Source organism: Rhizobium sp. AN80A (assembly GCF_030053015.1).
Taxonomy (GTDB): Bacteria; Pseudomonadota; Alphaproteobacteria; order Rhizobiales; family Rhizobiaceae; genus Rhizobium; species Rhizobium metallidurans.
This window is the reverse complement of sequence record NZ_JASJPX010000003.1, coordinates 3400595-3413917: the sequence shown is the minus strand read 5'-3', so window position 1 is coordinate 3413917 and position 13323 is coordinate 3400595. Positions and strand designations below refer to the sequence as shown.

The 13323-nt window shown below is 63.6% G+C and carries 14 protein-coding genes; 5 read left to right on the top strand and 9 right to left on the bottom strand.

Annotated features, from left to right (window positions below; all coding sequences use genetic code 11):
• Positions 1-128 precede the first annotated feature (128 nt).
• From P3R82_RS28405 to P3R82_RS28390, 4 genes are read right to left on the bottom strand one after another with little or no spacing between them, the layout of a single operon-like run.
• The gene (locus P3R82_RS28405) at positions 129-677 is read right to left on the bottom strand and encodes a sarcosine oxidase subunit gamma (protein WP_283196178.1); all 549 of its coding nucleotides are present in this window, start codon (positions 675-677) and stop codon (positions 129-131) included.
• Positions 670-3663: a sarcosine oxidase subunit alpha gene (locus tag P3R82_RS28400; RefSeq protein WP_283196177.1), complete on the bottom strand. Its 2994-nt coding sequence runs from the start codon at positions 3661-3663 to the stop codon at positions 670-672. The genes P3R82_RS28405 and P3R82_RS28400 overlap by 8 nt, the downstream gene beginning before the upstream one ends.
• On the bottom strand, positions 3660-4001 hold the full coding sequence (locus tag P3R82_RS28395; protein ID WP_183901955.1) for a sarcosine oxidase subunit delta: 342 nt from the start codon (positions 3999-4001) through the stop codon (positions 3660-3662). The genes P3R82_RS28400 and P3R82_RS28395 overlap by 4 nt, the downstream gene beginning before the upstream one ends.
• Before the next feature lie 12 nt (positions 4002-4013).
• A complete protein-coding gene (locus P3R82_RS28390) occupies positions 4014-5267 on the bottom strand; it encodes a sarcosine oxidase subunit beta family protein (protein ID WP_283196176.1) in 1254 nt (417 codons plus the stop codon).
• Positions 5268-5561: 294 nt separating this feature from the next.
• On the opposite strand from P3R82_RS28390, the gene P3R82_RS28385 reads away from it, so the two are divergent.
• Both P3R82_RS28385 and P3R82_RS28380 read left to right on the top strand, forming a co-directional pair.
• Positions 5562-5831, top strand: coding sequence for a DUF2277 domain-containing protein (locus tag P3R82_RS28385; RefSeq protein ID WP_283196175.1), 270 nt, complete (start codon positions 5562-5564; stop codon positions 5829-5831).
• 14 nt (positions 5832-5845) lie between these two features.
• Positions 5846-6283, top strand: coding sequence for a VOC family protein (locus tag P3R82_RS28380; RefSeq protein WP_283196174.1), 438 nt, complete (start codon positions 5846-5848; stop codon positions 6281-6283).
• A 12-nt stretch (positions 6284-6295) separates the two neighbouring features.
• Here the strand turns inward: P3R82_RS28380 and P3R82_RS28375 are convergent, their stop codons facing one another.
• The 3 genes from P3R82_RS28375 to rpsU (P3R82_RS28365) all read right to left on the bottom strand — a co-directional run bounded on the left by P3R82_RS28375 (position 6296) and on the right by rpsU (P3R82_RS28365) (position 8173).
• The gene (locus tag P3R82_RS28375; RefSeq protein WP_283196173.1) at positions 6296-7486 is read right to left on the bottom strand and encodes a TadE/TadG family type IV pilus assembly protein; all 1191 of its coding nucleotides are present in this window, start codon (positions 7484-7486) and stop codon (positions 6296-6298) included.
• Positions 7487-7673: 187 nt separating this feature from the next.
• Positions 7674-7901: a hypothetical protein gene (locus tag P3R82_RS28370; RefSeq protein ID WP_183901960.1), complete on the bottom strand. Its 228-nt coding sequence runs from the start codon at positions 7899-7901 to the stop codon at positions 7674-7676.
• 32 nt (positions 7902-7933) lie between these two features.
• A complete protein-coding gene (rpsU, locus tag P3R82_RS28365) occupies positions 7934-8173 on the bottom strand; it encodes a 30S ribosomal protein S21 (protein ID WP_018899825.1) in 240 nt (79 codons plus the stop codon).
• A gap of 715 nt (positions 8174-8888) precedes the next feature.
• On the opposite strand from rpsU (P3R82_RS28365), the gene rpsU (P3R82_RS28360) reads away from it, so the two are divergent.
• The 3 genes from rpsU (P3R82_RS28360) (at position 8889) to P3R82_RS28350 (ending at position 12032) form a co-directional block, all read left to right on the top strand.
• On the top strand, positions 8889-9104 hold the full coding sequence (gene rpsU / locus P3R82_RS28360) for a 30S ribosomal protein S21 (RefSeq protein WP_018899827.1): 216 nt from the start codon (positions 8889-8891) through the stop codon (positions 9102-9104).
• A gap of 132 nt (positions 9105-9236) precedes the next feature.
• Entirely contained in the window at positions 9237-10097 is an 861-nt protein-coding gene (locus P3R82_RS28355) for a tetratricopeptide repeat protein (protein ID WP_283196172.1), read from the top strand.
• A 276-nt stretch (positions 10098-10373) separates the two neighbouring features.
• Positions 10374-12032, top strand: a complete 1659-nt coding sequence (locus tag P3R82_RS28350) for a sensor histidine kinase (RefSeq protein ID WP_283196171.1) — start codon at positions 10374-10376, stop codon at positions 12030-12032.
• A 108-nt stretch (positions 12033-12140) separates the two neighbouring features.
• Here the strand turns inward: P3R82_RS28350 and P3R82_RS28345 are convergent, their stop codons facing one another.
• Positions 12141-12365, bottom strand: coding sequence for an aa3-type cytochrome c oxidase subunit IV (locus P3R82_RS28345; RefSeq protein WP_183901963.1), 225 nt, complete (start codon positions 12363-12365; stop codon positions 12141-12143).
• Positions 12366-12538: 173 nt separating this feature from the next.
• Positions 12539-13291 carry a hypothetical protein gene (locus P3R82_RS28340; protein WP_183901964.1) on the bottom strand — a complete coding sequence of 251 codons (753 nt, stop codon included), beginning with the start codon at positions 13289-13291 and terminating at the stop codon, positions 12539-12541.
• Between the last annotated feature and the right edge of the window lie 32 nt (positions 13292-13323).

Genomic DNA, 13323 nt, shown 5'->3' with positions numbered 1-13323 from the left:
ACCGTCGCCCCCCAGAGACGTGCTTTGGCCCTCGGGAAAAACCCGAGGAAGACGTCGCGCAAGGGGAAAAAGCATCGGGGACGGCGCTCTGGCACCGTCCCCGATCTCATGATCACAACACGAGGGCGTTAGTGCCCCGCATCCTCCGCGCCCTCGGCGAGCAGGCCGAAGACGAAATCCGCGAAGGACCGCCAGCATTCCACCCGGAACGTATCCTCCTCGGTGCGGAAGAGCACGATCTCGGCCTTGCCGAACAGCGTGCGCGAGCAGGCGCCGACGGGGAAGGCTTCGAGCGACAGGTCCTGCGGGCAGCCCGTGGAGATCGTGGTCCCGGCGCCGGGACCGGAGACGATGACCGCGACGTTGCGGTGCGAGACGTCGGTCGCGGAATGCGCGACGCCCACGTCCTTCAGCGCCGCCATCAGGTCGGCGCCGCTTTCGTCGATGACCAGCCATTCGTCGGGCCCGAGCCAGAGCGCGGCGCGGCCGCCCTTGCGGCCGGAGGTCTTCGGCGCGTCCGGAACGGTCACCCCGAGCGCTGACGAGATAGCCGAAAGCGATTCCGCCGGCGCGCGCAGCGCCACGCGCGTCGCGTTGGGCGCCGCCGTCAGCCTGACGCTGGCCGAGCCGCCCTGCTTGTTTGCGAGAACGGATGTGCGAACTGCCGTATCAGCCATTGATGCGGCCTCCTTCCTTGTCAAAGAACACCATGTCCGTCACCTCGACAGCGATCGTCTTGTCCGGCATCGGCACGTAGAGCGTCTCGCCCATGCGGCTGCGACCACCGGCGACGAGCGCGAACGCGATCGACTTTCCGAGGTTTTCCGACCAGTAGGACGAGGTGACGTGGCCAAGCATCGTCATCGGCTTCGGCTCGTTCGGGTTGGCGACGATCTGCGCACCTTCCTCGAGCACCAGCGTCGGATCCTTGGTGACGAGGCCGACCAACTGCTTGCGGCCTTCCTTGACGAGATCCAGGCGCTTCAGGCCGCGAATGCCGACGAAGTCGGTCTTCTTCTTCGATACAGCCCAGTTGAGGCCGGCATCATCGGGCGTCACGGTGCCATCCGTGTCCTGGCCGACGATGATGTAGCCCTTCTCGGCGCGCAGGACGTGCATCGTCTCGGTGCCGTAGACGCAGGCGCCGAGCGGCTCGGCATTGGCCCAGACGGCTTCGAGAACCGACTGGCCGTAATCGGCCGGCACGTTGATTTCGAAGCCGGTTTCACCGGTGAACGACACGCGGAAGAGGCGCGCCGGAACGCCCATGACCGTGCACTCGGCAACGCTCATATGCGGGAAGGCCTCGTTGGAAATATCGACGCCGTCGACCAGCGGTGCGATGATCTCGCGCGCCTTCGGCCCCTGCACGGCGATGACCGCCCACTGCTCGGTCACCGACGTCAGCCACACCTTCAGATGCGGGAATTCGGTCTGCAGATAGTCTTCCATGTGGTTCAACACGCGCGGCGCGCCGCCCGTCGTCGTCGTCACGTGGAAGCGATCGGCGGCCAGACGCCCGACGACACCGTCGTCATAGACGAAGCCGTCGTCGCGGGTCATGATGCCGTAGCGGCACTTGCCGGGCTTCAGCGTGTCCCAGGCGTTGGTGTACATCAGGTTCATGAACTCGGCGGCATCGGGGCCGACGACCTCGATCTTGCCGAGCGTCGAGGCATCGAACACGCCGGCCACATCGCGCGCCGTCTTGCATTCGCGCGAGACCGCCTGGTGCATGGTTTCGCCGGCGCGCGGATAAAACCACGCACGCTTCCAGTTGCCGACATCCTCGAACACCGCGCCCTGGGCTTCTTCCCACTGATGCAGCGGCGTCTTGCGCGTCGGGTCGAACAGCTCGCCACGCGAATGCGCGATCAGCGTGCCGTAGGTCACCGGCGTATAGGGCGCGCGGAAGGTGGTGAGGCCGACCTGCGGGATCTCCTTGCCCAGCATCTCGGCGGCGATCGCCAGGCCGTGCATGTTGGAGAGCTTGCCCTGGTCCGACGCCATGCCGTTCGTCGTGAAGCGCTTGATATGCTCGATCGAGTGCATCCCCTCGCGCACGGCAAGGCGGATATCCTTGGCGCAGACGTCGTGCTGGAAATCGATGAACGCCTTGGCGCTGGTCTCCGGACCTGCCCCTTCGGCCGCACCGATCATCCCGCCGGTCCACTGATGCGCCTGCTCGGACGAAATGCTGATCTTGCCGGTGGGCGCCTTGCCGGCGGCCTGCGCCATCAGCTCGCCCGCTGCCAGCGATTCCTCGATCGTGCGCTGCAGGTCGTCGGTGCCGTTGCAGGCGCCGACGGAGAGGCAATCCTGGGCATAGGTACCGGGCAGGAAGCGCTGCGTCTCGGGCTCGAACTTCACCTTGCCACGCGACTGCGAGAACAGGTGGACCGAAGGCGTCCATCCGGCCGAGACCAGCAGCGCGTCGACCGCGATCTTGCGCGGCGAGCCGCCGCCGTTGCGGGCAACGGTCATCGATGCGATGCGCAGCTTGCCCGAGGTGTTGACGACCGACTGGCCGGTGAGAACGTCGATACCCAGCGAACGGGCCTCGGCCAGAACATCGGCGCCCGGCGTCTGCCTGCTATCCACGATCGCCGCGATCTCGACGCCGGCGCGCTTCAGGTCGAAGGCTGCTTCATAAGCCGAGTCGTGCGCCGTATAGACGCCGACCTTCTGGCCGACGGCAACGCCATACTGGTTGAGATACATGCGCGCGGCCGATGCCAGCATGATGCCGGGACGGTCGTTGTTCGGGAACACCATGTGGCGTTCGATGGCGCCATTGGCGAGGATCACGCGCTTGGCGCGCAGCTGCCACAGACGCTCGCGCGGCAGATGGCGGCTGGGGTTGGCGATATGGTCGGTGACGCGCTCGGCGAGGCCGACGAAATTGTGGTTGTAGTAACCGAAAGCGGTGGTGCGGGTCAGGACCTGCACATTGTCCATTGCCTTCAGAGCCGCAACCGTCTTCTGCGCCCACTCGTAACCGGAAAGGCCGTCGATCTTGACGCCACTGTCATAGCGCAGCGCGCCGCCGACCTCGGCCTGCTCGTCGCAGAGGATGACCTTGGCGCCGGTCTGCGCCGCGGCGAGAGCCGCCGAAAGACCAGCCACGCCGGCACCGACGACGAGCACGTCGCAATGCGCGTAACGGCCGGCATAGTGATCCGGATCGGCTTCCTTCGGCGCGACACCGAGGCCGGCCGCGCGGCGGATGATCGGCTCGTAGAGGCTCTTCCAGGCAGCCTTCGGCCACATGAAGGTCTTGTAGTAGAAGCCGGCCGCGAAGAACGGCGAGAGCATGTTGTTGATGCCGCCGATATCGAAGGCGAGCGACGGGAAGCGGTTCTGCGATTCGACGATCATGCCGTCGAACACTTCCTGCACCGTGGCGCGCACGTTCGGCTGCTTGCGGGCGGCATCGCGCGACACGTCGATCAGCGCGTTCGGCTCCTCGGCGCCGGCCGACAAAATGCCGCGCGGGCGGTGATACTTGAACGAGCGGCCGACCAGATGGATGTTGTTGGCGATCAGCGCCGAGGCGACCGTGTCACCCTCGAGCGCGGTATAGGTCTTGCCGTCGAAGGTGAAGCGCGCGGTCTTGGCGGGCGTCAGGCGGCCCTTGCCTGATATGCGGTTCGCAGCACTCATTTCGCTTCTCCTTCGAGCTGCTCATAGGTCTCGACGGGAGCATGGGGCGCGGCGGCGGCACCGATATCGGGCTTCGGCTCGCCGGCCTTGTACGTCATGATGAACTTGTCGCTGATCGTGTCGCGCGCCGCGTTGAAGAAACGGCCGCATCCATGCTGGTGGCGCCAGCGTTCGAAGATCAGTCCCTTCGGGTTGTCGCGCAGGAAGAAATACTCCTCGAACTGTTCGTCGGAGATTTCGGCGATATTGGTCGGGCGGGCGATATGCGCATCGCCGGCGCCGCGGAATTCGAGCTCGGAGCGCTCTTCCTGACAGTATGGGCAATAGATAAGAAGCATGATGTCCTCGTGTCAGTGCGCGACGGCTGCGGCGGCGGCTTCGTCGATCAGACGGCCGGTGCGGAAGCGGTCCAGCGTCAGGCCGGCATTGAACTTGTGCGCCTCGTCGCGGGCGATGAGGTGCGCGAAGAGATTGGCCGAGCCCGGCGTCGCCTTGAAGCCGCCGGTGCCCCAGCCGCAGTTGACGTAGAGCCCCGGAACCGGCGTCTTCGACTGGATGGCCGAACGATCCGGCGTGTTGTCGACGATACCGCCCCACTGGCGCATCATCTTGACGCGGCGGAACATCGGGAAGAGCTCGCAGATGGCATCGAGCGTATGCGTGATGATCTGCAGGCCGCCGGTCTGGCTGTAGGAATTGTACTGGTCGGTGCCGGCGCCGATGACGAGCTCGCCCTTGTCGGACTGCGAGATATAGGCATGCACCGTGTTGGACATGACCACGCAGGGGAAGATCGGCTTCAGAGGTTCCGATACCAGCGCCTGCAGCGGGCTCGATTGCAGCGGCACGCGCACATCGGCCATCTTCATGATCGTGGTCGTGTGGCCGGCGGCCGAAACGCCCACCTTCTTGGCGCCGATGAAACCGCGCGATGTCTCGACACCGGTGACGCGCCCGTCGGGGCCGCGGCGGATGCCGGTCACTTCGCAGTTCTGGATGATGTGGACGCCGCGGTCGGACGCCGCGCGCGCATAGCCCCAGGCAACCGCATCGTGTCGCGCCGTGCCGCCGCGACGCTGCAGAGCCGCACCATTGATCGGATAGCGGGCACTGGCGGAAATATCGAGCGGCGGACAATAAGCCTTGGCCTGCTCCGGCGTCAGCCATTCATTGTCGATGCCGTAGAGGCGGTTGGCATGGATATGGCGCTTGAAGGACTGCTGGTCGTGCACATTGTGCGACAGCATCATCGCGCCGCGCGGCGAATACATGACATTGTAGTTGAGATCCTGCGAGAGGTTCTCCCAGAGCTTCATCGAATGCTCGTAGATGTGCATGCTCTCTTCATAGAGATAGTTCGAGCGGATGATGGTCGTGTTGCGGCCGGTATTGCCGCCGCCGAGCCAGCCCTTTTCGAGCACCGCGACATTGGTGATGCCGTGCTCCTTGGCCAGATAGTAAGCCGCGCCCAGGCCGTGCCCGCCGCCACCGATGATGATGACGTCGTATTCGGCGCGCGGTTCCGGCGAAGTCCACTGCTTGTCCCAGCCCTTGTGCCCCCTGAGAGCCTCACGTGCCACGGCAAAAACCGAATATCTGCGCATCCGCCTTGATCTCCTTGCGGGGAAAATCCCCTGTCGCTGGCCATACAAATCGCAAATCCAAAAGCGGCACAACGTTTCTTTTGCGACGCCGACACGCTTTTGTTTTGACACGGCGCAAGATTGCTTGGGATGCGGCAGAAAATAAGGCGAAGAACGCCCTGGCGATGCCCGCCGGACGTCGTGGATCGCCAGGACTGGCGATGTCGCAGATTGCAATCGCCGCCCCCTCGCCTAGCTTTCCCATGAAGTCACGCGCCGCCACCGTGCGGCAATGGCGAGAAAGGGAGGCAAGGCATGTGCCGGAATATCAAACCCCTGTTCAATTTCGACCCGCCGGCAACGGATGCGGAAATCCATGATGCGGCGCTGCAGTTCGTGCGCAAGCTGAGCGGCACAAACAAGCCGTCGAAGCGCAACGAGCAAGCCTTCGAGGCCGCCGTCGCGTCGATCGCGGCCTGCGCCCGCGAGTTGCTCGACACGCTGGAGACCTCGCAGCCGCCCCGCGACCGCGAGGAGGTCGCCGCCAGGGCGCGCGCGAAATCGGCGCTTCGGTTCGCATCGTAAGGGAGTTCGCGCGCATGACCGTCAGACGCATGGACAATGTCGGCATTGTCGTCGACGACCTCGACGAGACGATCGATTTCTTTACGGAACTCGGCCTCGAACTCGAGGGCCGGACGACGGTCGAGGGAGAATGGGCCGGACGCATCACCGGGCTCGGCGACCAGCGCGTCGAGATCGCCATGATGCGCACGCCCGATGGCCACAGCCGCCTCGAACTTTCCCGCTTCATCTCTCCTGAAATCGTCGCCGACCACCGCGACGCCCCGGTCAACGCGCTGGGCTATCTGCGCGTCATGTTCGCGGTGGAGGATATAGACGACACGCTCGAACGGCTCTTCAATCGCGGCGCCAGCCTCGAAGGCGAGCTGGTGCAATACAAGGATGCCTATCGGCTCTGCTACATCAGAGGCCCCGGAGGGCTGCTGATCGGCCTTGCGCAGGAGCTGGACTAGGCGCCCGTCGTCTCAATTCGTCAGCCGGCTCGTCGACTTGGTCGCGGCCTCTCCGATCGAGCTGAAGGCCGATGTCAGCGCGTCCATCGTATTCGGTTCGTAGTAGTTGCTGTCGGATGAGGCGCAGAATTTCAGTAGCGCCTTGCCCTTGTCCGGCGCCATGAAGGCCACCGTGTAGATCTTGATGCCGGCCGCCTTGGCGTTGGAGCATTCGTCGCGCACCGACTGGTCGAGCTTGCTCACCCAACTGCTGGTATCGCCCCTCATGTCGCCGTCGGTCATCAGCACGATGATGCGGTCCGAACTGGTGTTGAGCTTCTTCGCCTGCTCGACGCTTTCCGTGTCGGTGCCGTAGAGGTTCTTGGCGATGTTGGCATTCGCCGCTTTCATCGCGGCCGTCGCGTCGGTACCGTTGTTTGCCGCGATGACGATGTTCTTCACGTGGTCGCGGGCGTTCGTCGTGCCCCAGGCCATCGGCGACTGCCCCTTGATGCTGCTGGTATAGGAAATCGCGCCGCTGCGGACATAGCGCGTATTCGGGTCATACTTGTCGAGCGAATCGAACAGCTTGGCCGCGGCGATCTTCAGCGCGTCGATCTTGCTGTAATAGGCCGGCTGCGTGCCGATGCAGATGCCGAGCAGATAGATCGCGCATTTCGTACCGTTCTGCGTGGTCGTATCTTCGGCCATCGAGGTGGACGCGTCGAGCACCAGCTCGATCGAGATGCCGTTCTTCGTCGTCCCCGAGCCGCTTGTGGTCTTGCTGGCGGCCGCGACCGTCATCGTATTGCCGGCGATCAGCGCGCTGAGCGGCGTCAGCGTCACCGGCATCGAGGAAACCACGTTCACCACGAAACTCTTGCCGGACGAGGTGGTCGTGGTCGTGATCGACACCGTGGCCGCCTTCTTCGCGGCAGCCGCGGCCGTGCTGCCCGATATGCCCGCGATCTGGCCGGACAGGAAGTCGAGCCCCAGCGCCTTGCCGGATGTCTCGTCGGCCACCCCGTTGGCAAGCGCCGTCGAGACGGCAAGGGCCGACGCATCCGTCGCTTCCTGCAGCTGGCGCTGCGACAAGGAGAGGTTGGCGGTATCGACCGCCAGCCCGGCGACGCCGACCAGGATAGGCAGCACGAGCGCGGTGGTGATGCCGAAGTTTCCATCCCGGCGCCCAAGAAGACGCTTTATGTCCTGAACGTACAGCATGCCTGAAAACGGGCAGGCGGCGCGAAAGTGCCATCGGACGTTGAATCGCGTTTAACCGGAGGTAAGCCGATCGAGACGCGCGGGTCATTTTAGAACAATGGAATAGATTGCGGCGGCCGTGGACAGACCGGATAGCGGCCCTATCCCGATATGCATGGTCTGATGATTGCCGGAAGGAATGACGAGATCAGGCCCGGGACGCGGTCTTCGGCGTTGCCCGCTTCTTCTTGGCGGGCTCGACCTCAGGCGGGGCCTCGGCAGCGCGCTGCAGGCGGAGAGCCTTGAGCTTCTCCGTCTTCAATTCGCGAGCCTGGGCCTCGGCTGAAATGATCGCCCTGGCCGTCGTGTCGGTCACGACAGCCTTGTCGCGAGACGAGAGCTTGGCCTGATTGAAGATTTCATTGTCTGAAGTCATCTGCGCTCTCTATCTCTTCGTTGGGCCGGCTCTTAGCGCGCCGGACGCACGGCCTTCTTCGGCGCGGGCAGCAGGCCTTCGCGCTGAAGCTTCTTGCGGGTCAGCTTGCGCTGGCGGCGAACGGCTTCGGCCTTTTCGCGCACGCGCTTTTCCGACGGCTTTTCATAGGCGCTGCGCGCCTTGAATTCGCGGAAGAGACCTTCGCGCTGCATCTTCTTCTTCAGGACGCGGAGCGCCTGGTCGACATTGTTATCCCTGACGAGAACCTGCAAATTATATTCCTTTCCTGCGGCAACGGATTGCCGGTTGTTGACGAGCCGAAAGCTGTTTCCCGCCCTTGGCGCCCTTGGCGAGGCCGGGATGACTTGAGCGGCAATCGTCGCGGTTTCGTGTCTGGCATCGAGGATGCCGGCTAAGTGGTGTCGAAAACGCCTGCGCGATTTCGCGATCGCCTGAGCGACCCTGATATCGGGACCCAGGGCCCCGAAACGGACTGAACTGCTACGCCCGGGATCGAGATCCCGAGGCGGCCGGCAAAAAGCCGATCCTCGCAGCGATACCGAAGATCACTTCCAATGCGAGGCATTTCCCGGCAGTTACGTGCCGGATATGATCGATTTTGAGAGGAGATCTGACGGAGCCCGATAGGCTCTTTGACAAAGGTCACAAGCAATGGTCGATGGCTGGATTATAGTGCAAAAGGCGGCCGATGCAAGGAACGAACCCGAATTAGCCGCGACACCCTGGCTTTACGGGGCTTCAGGCGGCCTAACGGCGCGCCACGAGGGTGAAAATACCTTTTGCGCGGATACGAGCCTGGATTGCAGGGTTTTTTCGGCTGAAACCCGCTGATCCATATGGACTTCGCCCAAGCGATCTGCTATCCCGCACACCAATCGCGAGGCGCTGCCGCGCGGAATGAACATTTTTTGCCTCTGCCATCGGGATGATCAGGGGCATCAACCGAACCAAAGGAACGTGATTCTCGTGCAGGTACTCGTCCGCGACAACAATGTTGACCAGGCTCTCCGCGCCCTCAAGAAGAAGATGCAGCGCGAAGGTATTTTCCGCGAAATGAAGATGCGCGACTACTACGAGAAGCCTTCGGAAAAGCGCGCCCGCGAAAAGGCCGAAGCTGTTCGTCGCGTTCGCAAGCTGGCCCGCAAGCGTCTTCAGCGCGAAGGCGGAGTTGCCGCACGCTAAGGCGTTCCGTCGTTATTTCGACGTTTTCAGATGCATGTTGGCGGGGGCGATCTGGTCGCCACCGCCTTTTTTGTTTGCTGCTTCGCCCGCCCGTCTGAGATTGGCCGGCCGTAATGGGGAAAACGAGCCCGCATGGCTGATACGATGTTGAACACCCGATCCTTGCGTTCGTCGAAGAAAATGATCGCCCTGCCCGTGATGGCGGTGGTTTCGGTCCTTGCCCTCGCCGGCTGCAACACGAACAGCACCTCCGATGCCGTCATCCGCATCGACAAGGCTCAGGGCTCGCAGGAAAACATCGCATCGCTGACCTCCGTCATCAACGCAAATCCGCGTGACCCCGAGGGCTACAACGTTCGCGGCTCCGCCTATGGTCGCGGCGGCGATTTCCGCGCGGCGCTGAACGACTTCAACACCGCCTTGCAGATCAACCCGAAATTCTACCAGGCCTACGCCAACCGCGCCCTCGTCTACCGCAACATGGGACAGCAGCAGCAGGCGATCCAGGATTACAATTCGGCGCTCCAGATCAACCCGAACTACGACGTGGCCCTGATCGGCCGCGGCAACGTCTACCGCACCGCCGGCCAGGACGACGCCGCCTTCAACGATTTCAACAAGGCGATCCAGAACGGCACCACCGACGGCCGCGCCTATCACAATCGCGGCCTGATCTTCCAGAAGCGCAATCAGCAGGACAAGGCGATCGAGGATTTCTCCAAGGCGATCTCGCTGTCTCCGAATTCGCCGGAACCCTACAACGGCCGCGGCATCTCCTACATCGCCACCAATGACGACGACAACGCCTTCGCCGATTTCAACCACGCGATCGAGTTGAACGGCAACCTCGCCGAGAGCTGGGCCAACCAGGCGCTGGTCTACGAGCGCAAGGGCGACAAGCAGAAGGCGGCGCGCTCCTATCGCCACGCCATCAGCCTCGACCCGAAATATCAGCCGGCCAAGGATGGTCTCGGCCGCGTCAGCGGCGCCTGATCCGCCGAAGCGGGAGCGATCCGATCGCTCGCTCCCTTCCGGCCGCGCGGCGTCAGTTGACGTCGCAAAGGACGATTTCCGACAAATGGCCGCGGGCATGCTTTAGTGTGTTGCAAGCGATCCCCCCTGCCCCTAACATGCGACGGGTTCGATAGCAGGCTATCGGGAGCGTGATGGCGCGTTGAGGGCGGATGTCGTGGTTGAAGTCTCTGCTGTTACCTGTTGGAAACCCGCGCCCGCGGCTGCCGGCCTACCCTTCGAGCGGTGCCCGTGCCGATGAAGCGTAGCTTTCGTTTCTTCCCCAAGGCCTCGATCGGCACCTACCTGATCGCGATGGCGGTGGCCGTGGCGCTGCCGATCTTCGCGCTGGTGGCGCTGCTGCTCGGCCAGCTGGAAGACAGCCAGCGTTCGATCCTGAAGCGCGAGACCGCGCAGGACGCCACCGCCCTTGCCCGCACCGTCGATCGCCAGCTGCAGGACATGGCGACGACGCTGCGCTTGCTGGCGACCTCGCCCGAGCTCGAGAGCGGCGATTTCGAGGCCTTTCACAATCGTACCGAAACGGCGATGCGCGCCAACACCCTGTATGTGCTCGCAACCGACAAGACCGGCCAGCTTCTGTTGAACACCCGTGTCGACTACGGCACCCCGCTCGGCAAGGTGGCGAACCTGCCATCCGTCGAGGCGGTCATGCGATCCGGGCGCATCGAGGCCTCCGACGTCTTCATGGGCCGCACCAGCGGCGAATGGGTCTACAACGTCGCCATGCCGGTCGATGTCGGCGATGTCGCGGCGCTGATCATCACCCAGAACGCCAGGGATCTCGCCAAGCTGGTATCGACAGAGGGCCTGTCGGCCGATTGGTCGGCGGCGATCCTGGACCAGAGCGGCCAGGTGGTCGCCTCGGCCGGCGCCACCAGTCTCGATTTCGGCAAGCCTTTCGACCCCCGCATCCTTCCGTCCCTGATCAATTCCAGCGGCGTCTACGAGGACCGCGTCGTCATGCCGAATGCTCTCCTCGGTTATGCGCAGATCCCCGGCTGGTCGTGGAAGGCCGTGGTCTGGGGGCCGGTCGCCACCGCCCAGGCCTCGATCCTCACGACATGGCGCTTCCTGATCATCGGCGGCATCGCGCTGTTTCTGGTCGCCATCCTCGGCGCCTATGTCGTCGCCCGGCAGGTTCGCTCCACCATCCGCGCCATCGCCGACATGGCCAACCGCATGGGCGAAGGCCATATCGTCTCGCCGATCGAAACCAGCGTGATCGAGGCCAACCGCGTCGCCGTGGCCCTCTCCAACGCTTCCTTCGACCGCAGCCAGACGGAAGACCGGCTGCATTTCGTCATGAACGAACTCGTCCACCGCACCAAGAACCTGCTTGCGCTCGCCCAGGCGATGATGCGCCAGATCGCCCGGCAGGCCGGATCGGTGGAGGAGTACCAGGCCGCCGTCGCCGATCGCCTGGAAGGACTGGCGCGTTCGATCCAGCTTCTGACCAGCGAGCAATGGGCCGGCGCGTCGCTGCGCCGCGTCATCGACATTCACCTCGAAGCCTTCCCGCACGCCCTGCAGCAGATCGAGGTGACCGGCACCGATTTCATGCTGAAGCCGGAGGCCGTGCAGAACCTCGGCCTCACCTTGCATGAGCTCGCCACCAATTCGATCAAGTACGGCGCGCTCTCGGTCCCTCAGGGCCGCGTCAGGCTCTACTGGCAGAGCATTCAGGAAAACGACCACGCCGAGGAGATGCTGCGCGTCGTCTGGGACGAGCGAAACGGCCCGCCGGTGACCGCCCCGGAGCGCTCCGGCTTCGGCACGACCGTCATCAAGAACCACGCCGCCGCAGCCTTCAGCGGCAGCGTCCATGTCGACTTCCGGCCGGAAGGCCTGCGCTGGGAACTGACGGCGCCACGCCGCGTCCTTCAACGCGACTGAGACCCTCACCCGCCCCTGAGTAACAGGCACGAACGAAAACCGGGCGGCCATCCACCCGGCTCAATCATGTCGAACTATCGTGAAAAATCGCCCGTCGCCGATCGCCGCTTAGCGCAGCAGCACGAGGCCGGCGATGAAGACGATCAGCATCACCACGATGCCGCCGAGCAGGCCCGCGCCGGCGAAGAAGCCGGCGGTCATGCCGAGCAGAAGCGCGACGAGGAACAGCGTGCCGAACTTCGCGGCCGCCAAGAACATGCTGTAGGTCTGCTCGTGCGCCGGATAGTCCATCGGCGCACCGACTTCGGCGGGTCCGCTATTGTGCTCGGCCATGATTGTCATCTCCCTGAAACCCCGGCCGGCATCATGATGCGGCCACATGACTTTCTAGTTCGCGCGCTCCCATGCGCGAACGTCCCGTTAGAGAAATTGCACAAAGCCCACGAAAGCGCAATGCATGAGAATGCCGCGGGCGAGCGGCTTTCCCATGCATCGTGCTGGATTGTTCAGAGCGGCAGATCGGTACCGAACTGGCCCTCGGGCACGAAGCGCGCCGTCGGAATGATCGTCAGCGGCGGCAGCGTGTCGTTGGGGTTGCGCGAGAACATCATGCGCTGTTCGCTGGCGCTGGAGATGAAGAAGGGATAGCGCGTCAACAGCTTGCGCCCGACCTCGATGACATTGGTCGCCATCAGCGTCATGTCGATCCCGTAATTCTTCGCCAGCTGGCCGGGCACGATGGTGTCGGCGTAGAAGACGCGCTTGTAGAACGCGGCATGCGGCGGCCGGCAGAACTGCAGCACCCGGCTGGCGCGGAAATAGGCCGCGGCGACGATCGATGGCCGCAGCGTCAGATAGGGTATCCAGGAGAGATCGGCGGTCATTTCCGGGTCGGCGGCGAAGCGTGCCGGATCGATCAGCGTCAGGCCGGCGTCGAGCATCGCGTCCATCGCCCAGGGGAATGCCCCGCCCGATTGGCTGAGCCGATGGTCGGGTGTCACATAATGGATCCGGACCGTGCTGACCATTTCCCCATAATAGTACAGGCCGAAAACATAGGCGTGGCTGTCGAAATCGCTGTCGTCGAGCAGCCCCTTGGGGGCCAGCGCCAGCACGTCGTGCGCCTTGTAGGCCTTGTAGCGCAGGCGTTCTACCTGTGCCAGGTCCTCGTTGCTTTCAACGCGGCGGTATTCGACATTATCGAGAACTTCAAGAATCTTGCGGCTGAAATCACTTGCGTTGGAATGTGATCCTGACATTGTGCCCGTCCGTTCGTTAACGGGTTATTAAT